This window comes from Halobellus inordinatus (genome assembly GCF_024464655.1).
Lineage (GTDB): Archaea > Halobacteriota > Halobacteria > Halobacteriales > Haloferacaceae > Haloquadratum > Haloquadratum inordinatus.
Genome location: NZ_JANHAV010000003.1, coordinates 229,263 through 247,865 on the forward strand (window position 1 = coordinate 229,263; position 18,603 = coordinate 247,865).

Sequence of the window (18,603 nt, forward strand, 5' to 3'; positions counted from 1 at the left end):
CGTTTACTCGTCGGCACCGCTGGCGACGCGGGAATCCGATCCCTCGTCGGAGTCGACGCCGACGCGCACGTCGTCGCTGGTGTGACCCTCTCGGATCGCAGCGCGAAGCCCGACGGTTGCGATGCGTCCCGCGCAGTCGGCCGTTCGACGGATGCGCTCTACCGCGTTCGTCGTCCGATAGTCCGCGTCGGCGGAATCGAACAGTCGTCGGTCGATCGACTCAGCCGTCGCGCGGACGTCGTCCCGCGCTTCGAAGACGAACCAGATGGCGTCGGGGTCGGGAGCGAACGTCGCGTCGACGGCGGTCTCGACCGCGTCGCGAGCCTGCGTCGCGACCGCGTCGATCTCGGCTGCGAGGTCGGCGTCGATCGGCTCGTCTACGTCGGCTGCGGTACTCGCGATCCGGTCGGCGTGCGTCGCGACCTGTGCGAGTTCGGCGGCCATCTCGTAGAACTGGAACAGTTCCGGACGGCTCTCGCCGAGGCTGTCGACCTCGTCCAACCGCGAGAGACTCCGCACGAAGTAGCGCTCGACCATCCCGTGCAGTCGGTCCCCGCGATTGTCGCTATCGGCGACGGTCGACGCCGGGCCGTCACCGAGCAGCGCGGCCGTCGCCTCCCGGTGTCGCGACAGCGCGACGAACTGGAGATGCCGAACCGACTGCCGAACCGACACCTCCTCGGAGTTGAGGACGTTCCGGATCTCGACGTGTGACTCCGACTCGTCGGCGACGGTCACGCCGGCCATCGCTCGCGTGACCGATCGCAGGGCGGTCCGCTGTTCGCCCGTGAACTCGCCGTCGGCTTCGATGTGGATTTCGAGCGCGCCGGTCGCGTAGGCCGCTCGAAGGAGCCTGGCGAGTTGCGTCGCCGTCTCATCTGAGATCGTCAGATCGATGCGTGCCGCCTCGCGCTCGTCGGCCGTCTGGACGACCAGCAAGCCGTCGATGTGCGTATGAAGGTCGACGACCGCGCCCGCGGAGAGGCCCTGCTCATCGGCCCACTCGCGCGGCAGCGACACCGTGTACGTCCCGTTGCTGACTCGTTGTATCTTCCGTGTCTCCATCGTAAACTTCGGTCTCTCGGGTCGGTCGCAGTCTCTACTCCGGGGTCAGTCGTCCGGACGGTGCCAGCAGTGTCACGGCGCGTCGAGTGGGGGCCGGGCGGCCGACAGCGGCACGCGGGAGGGCGAAGCCGGGTTATCCGAACTTGCCGCTGATGTAGTCATCGACACGCTGGCTCTGGGGATCCTCGAACACCTGGTCGGTGTCGCCGTACTCGGCGAGTTCGCCGCCAGTCAGGAAGACAGCGGTCTGATCCGAGATGCGGGCGGCCTGCTGCATATTGTGCGTCACGATGACGACCGTGTAGTCCTCCGCGAGGTCGTGGATGAGCTCCTCGATCTTCGCGGTCGCGATCGGGTCGAGCGCGGAGGCGGGTTCGTCCATCAGCAACACCTCGGGGTCAGTCGCGAGCGCGCGAGCGATACAGAGTCGCTGCTGTTGCCCGCCCGAGAGCCCGAGGGCGTTGTCGTCGAGGCGGTCGGAGACTTCCTCCCACAGCGCGGCCTGCCTGAGCGAGCGCTCGACCAGTCGTTCTTCGGCGTCCTCGTCGCTTCGCCCGAAGACCTTCGCGAGGAGGCTGGTGTCGATGTCGCCGTGCTTTCGCGGGCCGTAGGAGATGTTGGCACGAATCGACTTCGGGAACGGGTTCGGTGACTGAAACACCATCCCGACGCGCTTTCGGAGCTCGACCAGATCGACGCCGTCTTGGTAGATCTCCTTGCCGTCGAACGCGACCGAGCCGTCGACGCGTGCGGAGTTGATCCGATCGTTCATCCGGTTGAGACACCGGAGGAACGTGGACTTCCCGCAGCCCGACGGCCCGATGAGCGCCGTGACGCTCTGTTCGGGGATGTCCATCGAGACGCTCTTGAGCGCGTGGTCGTCGCCGTAGTAGACGTCGAGGTCCTCGACGGCGAGTTTCGTGCGGCCGTCGAACTCGTACTCCGTCCACTCCGAGCGCAGCTTCTCTTCTGATTCGCCGCTCGTGGTCTGCAGCGGCTGGGTCGTATCCTTTCGTGGGTTCTGTTTGGTCTCACTCATAGTCGAGTTTCCTCCGGAAGTAGTATCGCGTCACGATGCCGACCGCGTAGAACGACAACACGACCAGCAGTAGGATGAGCGCCGTCGCCCAGCGGAACTGGTCGGGGTTGCCGACGTTTCCGGACGCGCCGACACCGGCCGTGATGAGCGCGTAGAGCTGATACGGGAGCGCAGACGTCGCCTGCAGCAGTTCTGGATTCGAGACGAACGGCGGGGCAGCCGTGAACTGGAAGCCGCCGATCACGTCGGCGGTCTGGCTCCCCGGGACGAACACCCCGCCGGCCATCGTCAGGAGAATCGGGGCCGTCTCGCCGGCGATCCGGCCGACGCCGAGGATCGTCCCCGTGACGACACCGGGCAGGGCGGCCGGGAGCACGACGCTGCGGATGGTCTGCCACTTGGTGACGCCGAGTGCCGCGCTCGCGTCCCGGTACTCGTCGGGGACCGAAAGCATCGCTTCGCGGCTCGTGATCACCACAAGTGGGAGCAGCATAAAGCCGAGCGTCAGCATCCCCGCGAGCAGCGACTTCCCGTTGCCGAACCGGGGGATGAGGAACGCGAACCCGAACAGACCGAAGACGATGCTCGGGGTGCTCCACAGTCCGTTGGTCGCTACCTCGACGACCTGCGTGAAGCGACCGCGCTCGGCGTACTCGGTGAGAAAGATCGCCGCGCCGACGCCGAGCGGGACCGCGAACAGCACCGCGCCGACGACGAGCCAGAACGTCCCCACGATCGCCGGGAGGACGCCGTTGAGGTCGTTGAGGAGGCCGACGCCGTTCATCGCGAACGGCAAGTAGACCGGCCAAGAGAAGGTGACGCTCGCGCCGAACAGCGCGACCGTCGACTCCGGACCGACGCCGGGACCGAAGGTGAGGCCGCGGAAGAGGCCCGGAACGCCCTTGAAGACGGTGAACGCGACGAGCGCGAAGAGCACGCCGACGATCGCGGCCGCGTTCAGATAGACGAGGAGATACGCGCCGACGCGACGGCCGCGGGCGCCGAAGCCGCCGTAGGCCTTCGCGGCGGCCCAGCCGGTCAGGAGCGCACAGAAGACCGTCACGACGGGCACCATAAATTCGGCCGTCAGCGACGCCTTCTGTTCCCAGCCGAGGTCCCAGACCGACGTCGGCGCGATGTAGCCACTGAGAAAGACGAGGCCCACGAGCGCGGTCACGACGCCAGCGGGGAGCGTCGAGCCGACGTCCTCACGCGGGAGGACGGTCGCCGCGAATCCGGCTGCCCCCGTCAGAATCGCCCCGAGAAGCCAGCCGGCGAGACCGAGGCCGAGCACCTGGGAGGCGACGAGCCCGCCGACGACGAGCCAGATCAGCGTGAAGGCGACGGCGGCGACGATGCCGGCGTCCGGCCGCGGGTTCGTCTCGACGGCACCGAACCGGGAGCCGACGCCGAACACGACGACGGCGACACCCTGGACGAGCAGGAGGCCGCCGAGAAGCGGGAGCGTCGGAACGCCGGCGAGCGTACCTGTGAGTCCGACCACCTCGAACATCGCGGCGAGACCGAGTCCGAAGAGCACCGAGGCGACACCCACCGCGAGCGCCGCGACCGCGTCAGCACCCGAGGTGTCCTCTCGGACCAGTCGGGTTCGCGTCGCACCCGCCATCAGACGTCACCTCCGAACTTCTTGCGCATCCGCCACTCGACGTACTGCGACCCGACCGAGATGACGAGGACGGTGACAAACAGGATGACGCCGGCGACGAACAGCGCGTCCATCTGGAGGCCGTCTGCCTCGCCGTAGTTCCGGGCGATGAGCGACGTCAGCGTCTCCTGTCCGTAGAACACGTTGTACAGCGGGTCCGTGAGTTTGGGGACGCCGCGGAGCATCACCGTCGCGGCCATCGTCTCGCCGATGGCCCGGCCGACACCGAGGAGGACCGCCGCGGAGACACCGGAGAAGGCGGCCGGCAGCGTGATCGACGTCATCGTCTGCCAGTCGGTCGTGCCGACCGCCAGCGATCCGCTCTTCATCGACTCCGGCACGCTGTTGAGCGCGTCCTCGGCGACGGAGACGACCGTCGGCAGCGCCATCAGGCCGACGACGACGCCGACGAACAGGTACGTCCCCTGACCGAGGATGTTGAACTGATCGGACGCCCACGGACTCAGGACGGTGAATCCGATGAAGCCGTAGACGATCGACGGAATCCCGGCGAGGATCTCGACACCGGGCTTGACTAATTCACGAACGGTTCGCGGTGCGATCTCCGAGAGAAACAGCGCGGCAGCGACGCCGAGCGGCGCGGCGACGGCGGTCGCGACGAGCGTGACCATAACCGTCCCGTGGATCATCGGGACCATCGAGTAGCGGATCGGCGAGGAGACCGCATCCCACTCCGGTTGGATGAACATCCGGAGCCCGGGGATCTCGATCCCGAACACCGTCGCGCTCTCGTAGAAGACGACCGGAACCGCCTCGACGAAGATGAACGCGGTGATGAGGATCAAGATCAGGATCGTGGACACCGTCATCGTCAGCGTGAGAAGCCGTGCCGTCAGGCCCTGGTGTCGGAGCCAACCGTAGCTGGCCGTGACGAGGAAGACGGCGAAGGGAACGATCGTGTACGAGGAGACCGCGAGGAACCCGACGAAGGCGGTCAAGAGCGCGGCCGTCATCACGCCCACGACGGCGAGCGCCTCCCGGTCGGTCTCGTCGACGAAGTTACGGAAGCGTCTGACGAGGTGCCCGAGCGCCTCCGCGTCGGTGTCTTCGCTAGTTGCCTGTGCCATCGTTGCTGAACGTGTGCATCGTATGAGTGGATAAATGGACGAACTGGTTGTACGGCGAGGCGAGTTGCGACAGCCGGCGTTACACCTGCTCAGGGAGCTTCGCCTTCTCGGCCTCGATGTCGGCGGTCGGCAGCGGGATGTAGTTGTTCGCTTCGACGAACACCTGCTGGCCGAAGTCCGTCAGGAACATATTCATGAACGCGGCCTCGCGCATATCCGTGCCGCTGGGGGTGTCCTCCGTGATCTTCGTGTACTGGTGGAGGTCACGGTTGAGCGGGTACGCGGAGTCGAAGATCGTGTTCTCTGCGTCCTTGTCGGGCTCGTACAGCGTGCCCTCGAACTCGATCCCGATCGGGAGGACGGTGTCGCTCGTGAACGCCAGCGCCATATACGCGATGGAGCCCTCGTTCTGCGAGACGGCCTGGGCGACCTGCTGGTTCTGACCGAACCGGGTGTCGACGCCCGGCATCGGGGCGTCGGCGGAACCCAGCATATTGAGCCGGAACGCGGTGTCCGTCCCGGAGCCTTCCGCACGGCCGATCACGTAGATCTCCTGATCCGGACCGCCGACTTCGCTCCAGTTGGTGATCTCGTCCTGGTAGATCTTGCGGACCTGCTCACCGGTGAGCTGTGTGACACCGTTGTTGTAGACGTCGCTACTGACGACGACCGGCTGGCCGTCGCGACCGAGGACGTGGTCGACGACTTCCTCTTCGGCTTTGCTCTCGCTCCAGCCGAGTTCGGCCGTGATCGGACCCGAGGAGTTGCCGATGTCGACGAGGCCGTCGACGACCGACTGACACCCGGTACCCGAGTGGCTCAGGCCGATGCTGGTCGGGAACGGCGGCGTCGCCTGTTGACCGCCCGGCTCGAAGCCGTAGAGGCTCGCGAAGTAGTCGGCGATGCGCATATCCGGCTCGCCGAGCGCCTCCCACCCGGGAACAGTGTTGCCCTCTTCGGGGTTCGAGCCCCAGTATTCACCGTCGTCCGGCGGTGCGTTGGCGTTCCAGTAGGAACTCCCTTTGTTTGCGATCGGGTAGACCGTCGAGGAGCCCTCGGCGGTGAGCATCGAGGGGCCGCTGCTGCCACTCTCGGAGGACGCCGTGTCCTGGCTCGACTGTTCGGTCGGCGTGCTCTCGTCCGCAGCAGCCTCGGTCTCCGCGTCCCCACCGGAGTCCGACTGCCCCGAGCAGCCCGCGAGCCCGGCGGTGCCGACGGCGCCAGACGCAATTAGAAACTTCCGACGTGATACTCGGTCCGCGAGACGGTCTGATTCACGCGTCATCAACTGGATCGAATCCGTATCGGACAAAAGCGGTTTATAATAGGGGTCTATGCGTCTCCACGCCCGTACCGAGGGATGGGTTCCGAGCGTAACAGTATAGCCCGCACACACCCGTCTATAGCCCTATATACACCACAGTATGAACGAACGACAGGACGTAAACCGTCTCGCTGGCAACGCGTCGATAATGACCCGGAAGCGAACGGACGACGAGGACGACGGCGTCGTAGGACTGTCGACGGACGCGGCGGCGGAGGCGATCGTCGCCGCAGGCCCCGAACGCGACCCCGAGACGGTACGGTCGGTGCTCGGCCACGTCACCGACGGCGACCGGGTGACGCGCGATGGGATCGAAGAGACTGTCTCGGACACCTCGAAGATGCTCGCGACGGCCGAGACGCGCGCCGAACTCGGAGAGATGGCGCTCGACGACGCGCGGGACACCGCCGAGGGCGTCGCAGATCTCGATCTCGTCCGCGGGCGCTTGGACCGCTACGAGACGACGCTCGATGAAGTCACCACGCGTGTTCGCGAACTGGGATCCGAGCTTCAGCGCGTCTCGAACCCCGATGACGACCCCGACGACCTCTACGAGTCGCTTATCGGACTCCGACGCGTCGCGTCGGGGGCACAGGACGTCCAGCAGCGAGCCGACGAGCTGCAGCTCGACATCGAAGACTTCGAGACGTGGCTCACGACGCCCGAGCGGAGACAGAGCGCCCTCGAAGAGGACGTCGACGCCGTCGCGGAGGCGCTCGACGTCATCGCGCCGGGAGACGATCCTGACGCCGAGACGTGGGTCGACGCGGTCTTGCGCGCCGAACTGACGGGACTGCTCGTCGCCGACGTGCGCGCCGAACTCGACGACCACCGGCAACTGAACGCGTGGGACGACGCCGACGGCGAGTGGGTCGACGCGATCGAACGCCGGCTCGACGAGATCGACGCACGCGCCCAGGAACTCGGCGACGACCTCGCCGCCACCGCACGGCCCGCGTGGCGTGATCAGTACGGCAACCGGATCGACGCTTTCCGGGCCACGCTCGAATCGGTCGACCCGCCCGTCCCGTGGGGGGAGGTCCAGGCAGAACTGGAGCGGGCGCGCTCGCTCGACGAGGCGTACCCGCAGTCAGCGTAGACGGGACGAGACGGGCCGGCAGGTGTCGGGCCGTCTTCGGTGGACTGCTCCTCAGATTCGGTGGATCACCCATCGTCTTCGACCTCCACGACGACCTCGTTCCGGCGCATAAACGGCGGTGTCCACGGGTCGTTGTACCGGAGAAGCGAGGGGTCGCCGACGGGGTCGATGACAGCCCGATCGAGCGCCGCGAGGAGCGCTCGCTCCTGCCGTGCGACCCGCCATCGGGGTGCGTACCAGGAGAACTGTTTCACGGCGACAGTCCGCTCGGGTTCGGTGGTGAGTGTCACCGTCGACGCCGTCGGTTCCGGCGCAGTGTCGGGACCGTACTCCGGCGGCAGGTAGAAGGCCATCCGCACCGCGTCGCCGTCGCCGGTCGATTCGGTCCGCACCGGGGCCGTCATCGAGACGGACGCCCCCTGCGTCTCGACGGGTGCGGTCATCGAGATCGACGTTTCGCCTTCGTTAGCGCCCGAGATGTATCTGAACAGTCGGCGAAACGCTGTGATCTGATCGGACGCCGTCGTTTCGGCGAGCACCAACTGCGGATACCGCCGTACTTCGACGCCGTCGAGCGTTCGCACGCGTTCGAACGGGACTGACTCGGCCGACCGGGTCGCGTACAGTCCCCACGCGATCCAGCCGGCGAGGACCGCCCCGCCGCCGACGAGCGCGGCTCTGGTGAGTCTTCCCATACGTACTGTTCGCTCGGCAGACAGATTAATTCCGCCCCCAAACCGATGCGCAGACGACTCTGACCAGTCGGCTTCGGATGCTCGTGTAAAAAAACTTTCCTGACGAACGTTTATATGTGATGTGCCCCAGGCTGCACTATGGCCGGCGTAGAGCCGACGACGTCCGAACGTGTTGTCGAAGCAGTTGCGGAGGCATCCGAGTGCGACGTGTTGGAACTCCCCCCGCTGTACGAGTCGATCGATCCGGACGCACTCGAGGCACTCGTCGATGCGATGGCGAACGGCGATATTTCGTTCACCTACGCGAATCACCGAGTCACCGTCGATAGCGACGGGACAGTCAGCGTCGACGCCGACGTCACAGAGCGCATCGAGAGACTCCCAGCCGACGACGACTAAGCGTCTCGGGAATCCGGTCGGGGCCGCTCCCGGTTCCGGCGACCGCTACGAACAGCGTCGCCGTCGGTGACCGATCTGCTTCGGGCTCAGTTGCACACGCTACTGTAGGCCGTCGTCGACGCTGACGCCACTGACGAGAGAGGTACAGAGAACGCGCTTTGGATACACGAGTCGCTCTCGAGTGTGAGTATCGCACGAAGTTAGATGGCTGGGGAGTTGGGGCCCCAACCACGGCCGGTCGGAGACCGACCGTGTGGAAGGTGGGCCAACACGGATTTGAACCGTGGACCTCCCGGTTATCAGCCGAGCGCTCAACCTGACTGAGCTATTGGCCCAGGCGAGCGCATCTACTCGTTGTTCGATGAGTAGTTTAAGGGTTTCCTTTCGGTAGCGGCTTGCGACGCAGTCACCCGATCAGCGACGGCGAGACGTGACAAAGGCGGGATCAAAATCAGTCGACAGAATCGGGACGCGCGTGGTCATACTGTCGGACAGACGTTCGTGAATTATGTTCGCACCCACGGGGTGCCGATGATTTTCACATCGTTCTGTCCGACAGTATCAGGAGTTGTCGTCGCCGGGGCGGCCGTACTCCTCGGGGTCGAGATTCACGACGTCGTCGTCGCCCGGGAAGCCGCCGACCCAGACGTTCCCCGAGACGAAGCCGCCGGTCTGTTTGTCCAGATACGGCCGGACCACGTAGCGCTTCAGGACGCCGCGGATCGGATAGCGCGTGAACGGCAGCGCGAGCGTGAATCCGAGGACGTCGGTGACGATGCCGGGCGTCAGGAGGAACGCCCCCGCGGCGATGAGGAGGCCGCCGTCGAGCAGTTCGTTCGTCGGAAGCTCGCCCGTCGCGGTCTTCCGCTGGAGTTTCGAGAGCGTGTGGCGGCCCTCGGCCCGGACGAGCAACATCCCGAGGAGCCCCGTGAGGACCACGAGAAGTACCGTCGGAACGAAACCGATCGTCGAGGCGACCGGTAACAACAGGAGCGTGTCGGCGAGTGGGATGGCCAACAGGAGCGCGATGACCCAGCGCGTCTGCATACGCCACCGTTTGGGACCGCCGTTCATAGCCCTTGTGTCGTGCGGGTCGGCGTCTCGGCGACGAAAGTTGTGAGCGCGGCGGTGCGAGTGAACGTGCCTCGAAGGGCTTACCCGCCGGCACGTCGGAGCACAGGTATGACCGACGACCGGACGCACGTCGAGTGGCGCGAGTGGGGTCCCGCGCCGTTCGAGGAGGCTCGCGCGGCCGACCGCCCCGTCCTCCTCGCGCTCACCGCCACGTGGTGTGACAGCTGTCACGAGATGGACGCCGAGACGTACGCCGAGCCGCGGATCGCCGCCAACGTCAACGACGGCTTCGTGCCGGTTCGCGTTGACGTCGACCGCCGACCGCGCGTCCGCGAGCGATACAATATGGGCGGCTTTCCCTCGACGGTCTTCTGTACGCCGTCGGGGAAGGTCATCACGGGCGCGACGTACCTCGGTCCCGACGGGATGCGGCAGGTACTCGCTTCCGTTCGCGACGTCTGGGCGGACCGCGGCGAGGACGCCGGGCGGATCCCGCGCGCGCTGGCCGGCAATCCGACGCCTGCAGGTGCGGTCGACGAGCGAATCGAAGCGCACCTCGCCGGCCAACTCGACGAGAAGTGGGATCCGCGATTCGCCGGCTGGGGCGACGGCGCGAAGTTCCCGCTGCCGCGGACGATCGAGTTCGCCCTGAAGCGGGCGCGCGAGCAGGCCACTGAGACGCTCGGCGTCGTTAGCGAATCGCTATACGACCACGACGCTGGCGGGTTCTACCGCTACGCCGAGGGTCGCGATTGGACAGACCCGCACCGAGAGAAAGTGCTCGACGCGAACGCCGCCCTCATTCGAGCCTTCGCGAACGGCTACCTCTACACCGGCGACGAGACGCTGCTCGACCCCGCCTACGGGACGCGGGACTTCCTCGTCGACCGCCTCTGGAACGGCACCGCCTTCGGCGGGAGCGTCGCCCCGGACGACGACTCGAACGGCGACGGTGACGACGACGGGTTCGGACCGCGCCGCGATCTGACGGCCTTCGCCGGTGGCAACGCCCTGACTGCGGACGCGTTCCTCACCCTCGCGGGCTACACCGACGACGAGACGTCGCGGGAGTACGCCGAACGCGTCCTCGACGCGCTCGCGGCCGATTTCGTCGACGACGACGGCGTCGTCTCTCACTTCGATCCGGCCGCAGGGACTGACGAATCCGCCGACGAAAGCGACGGGGCAGTCCCCGAACTACTCTTAGAAGATCAGGCGCGCGCCGTCGCAGCTTTCACGCGCGCGCGGCAGGTCCTCGGCCCGGACGCGCTCGCGACCGAAGACGGTCCGCTCGAACTGGCGCGCCGCATCGCCGACGTCGCCATCGAGGAACTCCAGGAATCCGACGGCGCGTTCCGCGACGGCCCCGACGTGGACGTCGGCCTGCTCGACGAACCCCTGCGCCCGCTCGACGGCGGCGTCGAGATGGCGGATGCGCTGGTGGACCTTGCCGCGCTGCTCGATCAGACGGCCGACTCCGACGACGAAACAGGTCAGGGCGACCGCTACGCCGACGCGGCCCACGACGCCGTCGCCGCCTTCGCCGGCGCGTGGGACCGGATCGGCGTCCAGGTCGCCGGCTACGGTGCCGTGACCGCTCGACTCGTCCGTCCCGACCTCGTGATCGGCGTCGGCGACGCCGCCGGCGCGGACCTCCACCGCGCGGCCCTCCGCGTGGCCGACCACGAGGCGGTCGTCGTTCCGGACGCGCCGGCCGTCTCCGCCGGGACGGCCACTGTACGCCGAGGCGCGGAAACGCGCGAGGCGACCACGCCCGAGGAGTTGATGCGGGCCGTTTCGGCGCTCACCGACGGCACACAGGGGTAGTTCCGAGAACGCTCGCGGCGTGTAAACCTCCGATTCGTTTTTATTCGTGGGCTTGGAGAGTGAGGTATGGCGAGTCTGAGGGACCTCGGGTTGTCCGAATACGAAGCGCGTGCGTATCGGTCGTTACTCCGGACGGGAGCGACAACCGCCAAAGAGTTGTCGCGAGCGAGCGACGTGCCGATGGGCCGGATCTACGACGTTCTGAACAGCCTCGAACAGCACAATCTGGTTCGGAGTCAGGCGGCGAGCCGACCGAAGAAGTACGTCGCCGTCGAACCCGACACGGCGCTCGATCGACTCTTAGAGAACAAACGGCGAGAGCTTCGCGAGAAAGCCGAGCAGTACGAGAGCGTCGTCGACGACCTCACAGACGAACTGGAGACCGCAGAGCCGGTCGAAAGCCAGTTCTGGACGGCTGCGGTGGGGACCGAGGAGTCCGTCGAACTCCTCGTCGAGCGCCTCGCGGCCGCGGACGACTCGCTGGTGGTCGTCGCGGGCGCCGTATCCCCACAGTTCGATCTGGGTGCGGTCGGAAAGCGCGTCGTCGAGGAACTGGAGGCTGCGCTGGACCGCGGGGTCGACGTGTCCGTACTGATGGCGCCGGAACTCGTCGAATCGCTGCCCGAGAGCGTCGGCGAGCGCTACACCCAGCGGCTGGCGAATCATCCCGCATTCTCAGTTCGAACGGCCCCTGGACTCTCCGGGACGTTCGAGCTCATCGACGACGTGGAAGTCTGTATCGAGGTCCCGAACCCGCTGGATCCCGCCCAGGCGTTCGCGATGATCGACCTGAAAGACCCCGACTTCGCGGCTGACGTGCGCGAGATGTTCGACCCGCAGTGGGAGGCCGCCGAACCGCTCGCGTTGTCGTCACTCGGCGGCGAGTAGCGTCAAAAATCCGGGCGAACGTCAGCCAGTCGGTTGCTACTGGTTGTCGACTTCCGCCCGAAGCTGTTCGAGCGTAACCTCGCGCTCGGCGTGGGCGTTGTGCTGGTGGATCGACTCGTCGTTGGACTGCTTCATATGGACGACGGCGTCGTCGTCTAAGTGGTCGAACTCCTCGACGACCTGTTCGGCCATCGAGCGGACGCAGTCTTCGACGAACTTCGCGTCCGCGTGCGCCTGATACGTCATGTGGTCCTCGTCCGGGCGCTTCGCGAGGTTGTAGATCCGCGCGGACATCGAGTCGCGAGCCAGCTCTGCGATCTCCCGGAGGTCGACGTCGGGCGAGCCGTCGGCGGTGATCGTGAGCGTCGCGTGGCCGCGCTGGGAGTGACCGGGCTGGGGGACCGTATCGAGGAACTCCTCGATGGTCCCGTCGTCGACTTGCAGGTCCTGCAGAACCTCGCGGGCGCGAGAGGCCGACATCCCCTGTGAGCAGGGACAGACGGTCATCCCCGTCACTTCCGCACCGATCTCCTCGCGAGTGCCCTCGTCGGTCGCCGTCGCGCTGGCGACGATAGTGATCGTGCTCTGTGTCGGGAGACCGCTCGCCGGCGTGTCCTCGCGGATGACGTAGTCGGCCGTCATCCGCACCTCCGCGGTCGATGTGTAATCGTGCTTCGCGAGGAGACGTTCGGCCGCGTCGCCACACATGTCTTCGACGCGGTAGGCGGGCTCCGAGACGGCCGCTTCGAGAGTCTCGTCGATGACCTGCATATTCCGACTCATATCGATCCCCTTCCGACCGCTCGGGAGGTCGACGAACACCTCGAACTCCGCCATCAGAACGAGCGGTCGTTTGCCGTCGCGGGCGATCTTCACTAGTTTGTCGACGCCCGTGACGCCGACCTGACTTAACCCGACGGTTACGTCGGGCTGGCTCGCTTGCACGTCAGGAAGCTGGTGACTCATTGTCACACGGGAAGGACGCAGTTTGATTAACGCTTTCGTTAGCCGAAGTTTGAGAGTGAAGTTCCCGACGCCGCGTCGGGTAGAGGCGGTTCCGTCGCGTTCCGTCTCCCGACGAAAGCGCCGCCTACGGCCAGTCGTCGCGCCCGCTGGACTCGAAGGGATCTTCCTCCTCGTCGGCGTCACCAGCGAGTTGCCAGCCGGCCGCTTCGGCCGCCTGTTCGAGCGGGAGGTACTCCCAGCCGGCCGCCTCGGCGACGTCGGCGTCCGCGTCGGTGGTTCCGACCAGGACGTGTCGGTCGGTGTCGAACTGCGCTTTCACGTTTTCGAGGCTCTCGCGAACGCCTCGCGGCCCCGAGAAGAAGTCCTGTCGGACCCGGTGCTTCCGCGTGAAGTTCGTGACGACGTAGGTGGGCTTCTCACTCACGACGCCGACGTACTCGGTCCACTGACGGGCGTCGTTGAACACGGCATTCGGGTCCGCGAGGCCGCGAAGTGCCTCTAACTCGAACGCCAGCGTCATATCGGCGTCGCCGCCGGGGCCACCCGAGGGCTCGTCGCTCATACCTGCCCCTATCGCCTACCCGCCGAAAACTGCATCGGTCCCCCACAGTCGAGAGCGAAGATCAGATGATGCGGTAGTACTCGGTGAAGCGAACGACGTCGCCGGTCGCGAGTCCGGCAGCGTCGACTGCGCGGTCAGATCCGGACACTGCGTCGAGGAACTCCCGACGAGCGGCCGGCGTGAGCTGATCGAGGTCTCGGACGTGGTCGGTCGGACCGACGTCTGACGGGTCGCACTCGACGACGACGGTTGCGACGTCCGCACCCCCCGAGCCGCCAATAGATCGTGACATATGGTACCAATATACATTGTAGATCATAAAGATTTTGGGCAGGTGACAGACCGGTGGGTCCGGCCAGCAGAGGTCGCGGCCGAAACCGTCGCGTAGAGCGACGGACAGCAGTGGAAAAGAGAGCGTGTAGAACGCGACTGGGGTCCGTCTGTTACCGTTACTCGGCGGGCGTCTCTTCGAGGTCGAGTTCGTCGATCTCGAAGTTCTGCTGCATCAGGACGTCTTTCTGATCGGCGACGTCGCGCCGTTCGCGCATCAGCTTCTTGTACTTCGACTGCGGCGAGAGGTCGCCGATGAGGACGCCGCCGACGATCTGGCCGTCTTTGAACGCCAGGCGCCGCCACTCGGTGTCGGAGTACTTCGCTTCGGCCTCGTCGTCGCCCAGAGTCGGATGCCCGAAGGAGAGGAACGGGAAGTCGAAGTGGGTGATCGAGTACGAGGAGACCCACTCGAAGGGCTCGGAGCCGTAGTCGACCATATTCTGCGCGGCGATCGTCCCCTGCTCTTTCGCGGAGCCCCACGCGCCGTTCTGCGCGCGCTCGCCGAGGATGAGGTCGTTGAACTCGGTGATGTCGCCGGCGGCGAAGATGTCCTCGTGGTTCGTCTGCATATACTCGTCGACGACGATGCCGTCGTTGCACTCGATCGGCGTGTCCTGCAGGATCTCCGTGTTGAAGTTCAGCCCGATCGCGATGCCGACGAAGTCGGCGTCGTACTCGTCGCCGTTGGGGTCGACGGCGGTCGTCACGCGACCGTCCTCGTCGGTCTCGAAGTGATCGACGCCGGACTGGAAGACTGGCTCGACGTCGCGCTCTCGCAGCGCGTCGTGGATGATCTCTGCGCCCTCTTCGGAGAGCGCGTAGCGCCACCAGCAGTCACCGCGCATCAGGTACTTGCCTTCGACGTCCTGGGCGGCCGTGATCGCGGCGAGGTCGATCCCGAGCAGGCCCGCCCCGACGATGACGGAGCTGTCGGCCTGTTCCATGTGGGATTTGATCGCGCGGGCGTCCTGGAACGTCCAGAAGTGGTGGACGCCGTCGGCGTCGGAGTTGTCGACCGGGAGCTGTGTCGGCGTCCCGCCGGTCGCGATCAGCAGTTTGTCCCAGGCGTACTCCTCGCCCTCGTGGGTCTCGACGGTGTGGCCGTCGACGTCGATATCGACGACGAGCGTGTTGAGTTGGAGGTCGATGTCGCGCTCGTCGTACCACGATTCGTCGTGGATGGAGATCGGCGCTTCGGGGAGTTTCCCCTTGGCGAACTCCTTGATCAAGATCCGATTGTACAGGGCCTCGCCCTCGTCCGTGATGACGGTGATCTCGGCGTCGGGTTGCTCCTCGCGGAGGGTCTCGGCGGCGGAACTGCCGGCGACACCGTCGCCGATGATCACGTACGACTGAGTCATATTCGAGCGGTTCGGGTTCGGGGTTAATGGGGATTGCTATATTGCTGGCCTCCGACGAAACGTCGGCGACTGCACGCGGCGAACCCGTTACTCCAACTTCTTGAGCGCCTCGAAGAAGTCCGACGCCGGGCCAGCCATCCGAACGGGATCCTCGGCGATCTCGACGGTGACGTCGGCCGGCGGTTCGACGCGCTCGCGGATGCGCCCGTCGACGACGACAACGGCGTTCTCGGTTCCCTCGACAGTAACCGAGACCGTGGCGTCGCGGTCGACGACGAGCGGCGGCATCCCCTGCGCGCCAGCCATCTCGGTGACGACGAATCCCGAGACGCCCGGGTGGATCAGTGGTCCGTCCTCGCTGAGATTGTACGCGGTGCTGCCGGTCGGCGTCGCGATGAGGACGCCGTCTGCGTGTCCGGTGGCGTAGCGCGAGCCGTCGACGCGCACCTCGACCGATGCGCCGCCGCCGTGGCCGCGGCGAGCGCCCTGGACGACGACCTCGTTGACCGCCGAGGGGAGTTGCCAGTCCTCGCCGCTGGCTGCGAGCCGCGGCATCGACCGCGTCGGGAGTTCGCCCGCCTCCCGGAAGTTTCGCACCTCCTCCATCACAGCCTCGACGGCGTCCTCGGGGTTGACGGCGTTGAGGAAGCCGACCTCGCCGAGATTGACGCCGAGGATCGGCGTCGTACGCGCGCCGTGGGCCGCAAAGAGGAACGTTCCGTCGCCGCCGATACTCACCACGAGGTCGGCCGCGTCGAACGCCTCGATCGGCCGCCCCGGCACGCCGAGTTCGTCGGCCGTCGCCGCATCGAGCCACACCGTGACGTCCGCCGAGACGAGTCGCTCCCGGAGGTCGCCGGCCAGACGGGCCGTCCGGTCGTTACCCCATTGCGCGACGATGGCCACCTTCATCTCCGTCGCCAGGTTCGACGCGACGTCAAAAAAGGGCTCCGTCACGCGTCGGTCATCGCTCGCGAGCGGTCACTGCCACCGGCGCACACGGGCAACATTGATACCCGCGCCGGTCCTCTCGTTTCGACGACGGCGATGGAACACAGCGGCCACCACGTGGGGCGTCGGAGTCGAGCGTCGCAGCCTGACCCGAGCAAGGGGGCGGGTGACGGCTATGAGTGACGACGACGATTGGTTCGAGCGCGCGCTTCGGGAGGACGACGAGAGCGAAGACGCCGACGAGGACGGCCGCGAGGACGGCAAGCGCGACGGCGACGTAGCGGTGGAGCGGGAGCCAACGACCGCCGAACCGCACGGCGAGTCGCCGATCGATGAGACCGAAGGCGAAAGCGGAAGCGAGGACGAAAGCAAAGCCGGAAGCGAGGACGAAAGCAAAGCCGGAAGCGAGGACGAAAGCCAGGTCGAGCCCCAAGCCGCCGCTCGCGATACCGAGGGCGCGCGAAGCGACGAAGAAACTGACCAGCAACTCGGAGAACAGGCAGCCTCCACCGAGGGCGACTCCGGAGGATCCGACGAAAGTAGCGGCCCCGCCGGTAGCGAGCCCGGAGCGACGAGCGACGAGAGCGCCGGTGATAGCCCGTTCGAGGAGGACTTCGCCTCGGCGCTCGAAAACGCCCCCGAGCCGGGGTCCGGAGTCGGAGCAGCGATGGGCGAGGCTTCGGAATCGAGCCCGCCCGACGAAGGTGGGTCGGAGAGTCCGTTCGGCCCCGCGGACGCCGGCGCAGGCGACGGCGACGACTTCGGCTTCGCGAACTTCGAGGACGACACCGACGATTTCGACGAGGAGTCCTTCGATTCCGACCTCGAACGGCTGGACATCGGGATCGGAGGACTCGACCAGATGATCCTCGGCGGCGTCCCGCGACGGTCCCTGATGGTGGCCGTCGGGTCCGCCGGGACGGGCAAGACCACGTTCGGCCTGCAGTTTCTGAATCACGGGCTCGAAAACGGCGAGGACGCGGTCTACATCGCACTCGAAGAGAGCCACGAGCGAATCCTCGCGACCGCGGGCGAGAAGGGCTGGGAGTTCGAGCGCTACGTCGAGGAAGACCGCCTCGCCATCGTCGACATCGACCCGATCGAGATGGCGAACAGCCTCGACAGCATCCAGAACGACCTCCCGGAACTGATCAAAGAGTTCGGCGCGGATCGGCTGGTGCTCGACTCCGTCTCGCTGCTGGAGATGATGTACGAGAGCGCGCAGAAGCGACGCAGCCAGGTCTTCGGCTTCACGCGGGCGCTGAAGAGCGCCGGCATCACGACACTTCTGACCTCCGAGGCGAACGACGACAATCCCTACACCTCGCGGTTCGGAATCGTCGAGTACCTCGCAGACGCCGTGTTCGTGCTGCAGTACGTGCGGCCGAGCGACTTCCGCGAGACGCGGCTGGCAATCGAGATTCAGAAGATCAGAGACGCGAATCACTCCCGAGAGACGAAGCCATACGAACTCACCGCCGAGGGGATCAGCGTCTACCGGCAGGCGAACATCTTCTGAGAAAGAGAATCGAGTCCGCGAGTCAGTACAGCAGTTCGGCGTCGTCTTCGATCATATACAGCGTCCGCGCGGCGATGTTGACCGCGTGGTCGCCGACGCGTTCGAGGTCGCGGACCGTCAAGAGCAGTCGCGAGATGTCCTGTAGATAGGCTTCGGCGTCCTCGCTCCCGTCACCGAAGGGATCCTGCTCGATGAGGTCACGGACGACGATGGAACTGGCGGCCTCACACATCGCGTCGAGGTCGTCGTCGCGGTCGGCGACCTCGTAACACGCTTTTGGGTCCTCGTCGGCGTAGGCAGCCATCGCGGATTCGAGCATCTCCAGCGTCTCGACGCCGATCTGCTGGACGTCGACTTCGGGGAACACGTCCCGGTCGGCGTCCATCGCGTACTGCGCGAGGTTCACCGCGAGGTCGCCGATACGTTCGAGATCGGTGATGATCTTGAACGACGCGGCGATGAACCGCAGATCGGAGGCCACGGGCTGCTGAAGCGCGATCAGATCTACGCACTGGCCTTCGAGGTCGAGGTACATCTGGTTCACCTCGTCGTCGCCGTCGACGACTTCCTCGGCGGTGGCCTCTTTTTTCTGTTCGAGCGCGTCGAGGCCGAGTCGCAACCGTTCGGCGACGACCTCGCTCATATACAGAACGTCGTCTCGGAGATTCGAGAGCGACTCCTGGTACTCTTGTCGGGGCATACCTGTCGGCACACAGGACGGCAGTATAAGAGTGTCGCGAAGGAGAG

At 66.1% G+C, this 18,603-nt stretch carries 18 protein-coding genes and 1 tRNA gene; 5 read left to right on the forward strand and 14 right to left on the reverse strand.

What is annotated here, in order from left to right; all coding sequences use genetic code 11:
• Nucleotides 1-3: 3 nt before the first annotated feature.
• From NO347_RS08070 to NO347_RS08090, 5 genes are all read right to left on the reverse strand, one after another.
• Complete coding sequence (locus NO347_RS08070; protein ID WP_256289112.1) at nucleotides 4-1,065, reverse strand: AbrB/MazE/SpoVT family DNA-binding domain-containing protein; 1,062 nt, start codon at nucleotides 1,063-1,065, stop codon at nucleotides 4-6.
• Nucleotides 1,066-1,198: 133 nt separating this feature from the next.
• On the reverse strand, nucleotides 1,199-2,104 hold the full coding sequence (gene pstB, locus NO347_RS08075; RefSeq protein ID WP_256289114.1) for a phosphate ABC transporter ATP-binding protein PstB: 906 nt from the start codon (nucleotides 2,102-2,104) through the stop codon (nucleotides 1,199-1,201).
• Nucleotides 2,097-3,731: a phosphate ABC transporter permease PstA gene (gene pstA / locus NO347_RS08080; protein WP_256289116.1), complete on the reverse strand. Its 1,635-nt coding sequence runs from the start codon at nucleotides 3,729-3,731 to the stop codon at nucleotides 2,097-2,099. Before pstA ends, pstB begins: the two co-directional genes overlap by 8 nt.
• A complete protein-coding gene (gene pstC, locus NO347_RS08085; protein WP_256289117.1) occupies nucleotides 3,731-4,858 on the reverse strand; it encodes a phosphate ABC transporter permease subunit PstC in 1,128 nt (375 codons plus the stop codon). Before pstC ends, pstA begins: the two co-directional genes overlap by 1 nt.
• A 79-nt stretch (nucleotides 4,859-4,937) precedes the next feature.
• The gene (locus NO347_RS08090) at nucleotides 4,938-6,143 is read right to left on the reverse strand and encodes a substrate-binding domain-containing protein (protein ID WP_256289118.1); all 1,206 of its coding nucleotides are present in this window, start codon (nucleotides 6,141-6,143) and stop codon (nucleotides 4,938-4,940) included.
• A 139-nt stretch (nucleotides 6,144-6,282) separates the two neighbouring features.
• Between NO347_RS08090 and NO347_RS08095 the strand changes: the two genes are divergently transcribed.
• Entirely contained in the window at nucleotides 6,283-7,281 is a 999-nt protein-coding gene (locus tag NO347_RS08095) for a halo transducer protein (protein ID WP_256289119.1), read from the forward strand.
• A 65-nt stretch (nucleotides 7,282-7,346) separates the two neighbouring features.
• Here the strand turns inward: NO347_RS08095 and NO347_RS08100 are convergent, their stop codons facing one another.
• A complete protein-coding gene (locus NO347_RS08100) occupies nucleotides 7,347-7,976 on the reverse strand; it encodes an SOUL family heme-binding protein (protein WP_256289121.1) in 630 nt (209 codons plus the stop codon).
• Between the two features lie 138 nt (nucleotides 7,977-8,114).
• Here NO347_RS08100 and ddfA point away from each other — a divergent pair, with 138 nt between their 5' ends.
• Nucleotides 8,115-8,375 carry a DdfA family disk-determining factor gene (ddfA, locus tag NO347_RS08105; RefSeq protein WP_256289123.1) on the forward strand — a complete coding sequence of 87 codons (261 nt, stop codon included), beginning with the start codon at nucleotides 8,115-8,117 and terminating at the stop codon, nucleotides 8,373-8,375.
• 261 nt (nucleotides 8,376-8,636) lie between these two features.
• On the opposite strand, the gene NO347_RS08110 is transcribed toward ddfA, so the two are convergent.
• Nucleotides 8,637-8,710 (reverse strand) — tRNA-Ile (locus tag NO347_RS08110).
• Nucleotides 8,711-8,936: 226 nt separating this feature from the next.
• Entirely contained in the window at nucleotides 8,937-9,422 is a 486-nt protein-coding gene (locus NO347_RS08115) for an FxsA family protein (RefSeq protein ID WP_256289124.1), read from the reverse strand.
• Nucleotides 9,423-9,557: 135 nt separating this feature from the next.
• On the opposite strand from NO347_RS08115, the gene NO347_RS08120 reads away from it, so the two are divergent.
• Both NO347_RS08120 and NO347_RS08125 read left to right on the forward strand, forming a co-directional pair.
• Nucleotides 9,558-11,276, forward strand: a complete 1,719-nt coding sequence (locus NO347_RS08120; RefSeq protein ID WP_256289126.1) for a DUF255 domain-containing protein — start codon at nucleotides 9,558-9,560, stop codon at nucleotides 11,274-11,276.
• Nucleotides 11,277-11,342: 66 nt separating this feature from the next.
• The gene (locus tag NO347_RS08125; RefSeq protein WP_256289127.1) at nucleotides 11,343-12,164 is read left to right on the forward strand and encodes a TrmB family transcriptional regulator; all 822 of its coding nucleotides are present in this window, start codon (nucleotides 11,343-11,345) and stop codon (nucleotides 12,162-12,164) included.
• A gap of 36 nt (nucleotides 12,165-12,200) precedes the next feature.
• Here the strand turns inward: NO347_RS08125 and mptA are convergent, their stop codons facing one another.
• The 5 genes from mptA to NO347_RS08150 all read right to left on the reverse strand — a co-directional run bounded on the left by mptA (nucleotide 12,201) and on the right by NO347_RS08150 (nucleotide 16,298).
• Nucleotides 12,201-13,130, reverse strand: a complete 930-nt coding sequence (gene mptA, locus NO347_RS08130) for a GTP cyclohydrolase MptA (protein ID WP_121569874.1) — start codon at nucleotides 13,128-13,130, stop codon at nucleotides 12,201-12,203.
• A gap of 124 nt (nucleotides 13,131-13,254) precedes the next feature.
• Complete coding sequence (locus NO347_RS08135) at nucleotides 13,255-13,650, reverse strand: DUF7124 domain-containing protein (RefSeq protein ID WP_256289255.1); 396 nt, start codon at nucleotides 13,648-13,650, stop codon at nucleotides 13,255-13,257.
• 103 nt (nucleotides 13,651-13,753) lie between these two features.
• Nucleotides 13,754-13,984 (reverse strand): DUF7979 domain-containing protein, encoded by a 231-nt coding sequence (locus NO347_RS08140; protein WP_256289128.1) that lies wholly within the window; start codon nucleotides 13,982-13,984, stop codon nucleotides 13,754-13,756.
• Between the two features lie 157 nt (nucleotides 13,985-14,141).
• Nucleotides 14,142-15,386, reverse strand: coding sequence for an NAD(P)/FAD-dependent oxidoreductase (locus tag NO347_RS08145; protein ID WP_256289130.1), 1,245 nt, complete (start codon nucleotides 15,384-15,386; stop codon nucleotides 14,142-14,144).
• Between the two features lie 87 nt (nucleotides 15,387-15,473).
• On the reverse strand, nucleotides 15,474-16,298 hold the full coding sequence (locus NO347_RS08150; protein ID WP_256289132.1) for an NAD(+)/NADH kinase: 825 nt from the start codon (nucleotides 16,296-16,298) through the stop codon (nucleotides 15,474-15,476).
• A gap of 214 nt (nucleotides 16,299-16,512) precedes the next feature.
• Between NO347_RS08150 and NO347_RS08155 the strand changes: the two genes are divergently transcribed.
• Nucleotides 16,513-17,856 (forward strand): KaiC domain-containing protein, encoded by a 1,344-nt coding sequence (locus NO347_RS08155; protein ID WP_256289134.1) that lies wholly within the window; start codon nucleotides 16,513-16,515, stop codon nucleotides 17,854-17,856.
• Nucleotides 17,857-17,878: 22 nt separating this feature from the next.
• Here NO347_RS08155 and phoU read toward each other — a convergent pair whose 3' ends face one another.
• The gene (gene phoU / locus NO347_RS08160; protein WP_256289136.1) at nucleotides 17,879-18,556 is read right to left on the reverse strand and encodes a phosphate signaling complex protein PhoU; all 678 of its coding nucleotides are present in this window, start codon (nucleotides 18,554-18,556) and stop codon (nucleotides 17,879-17,881) included.
• Between the last annotated feature and the right edge of the window lie 47 nt (nucleotides 18,557-18,603).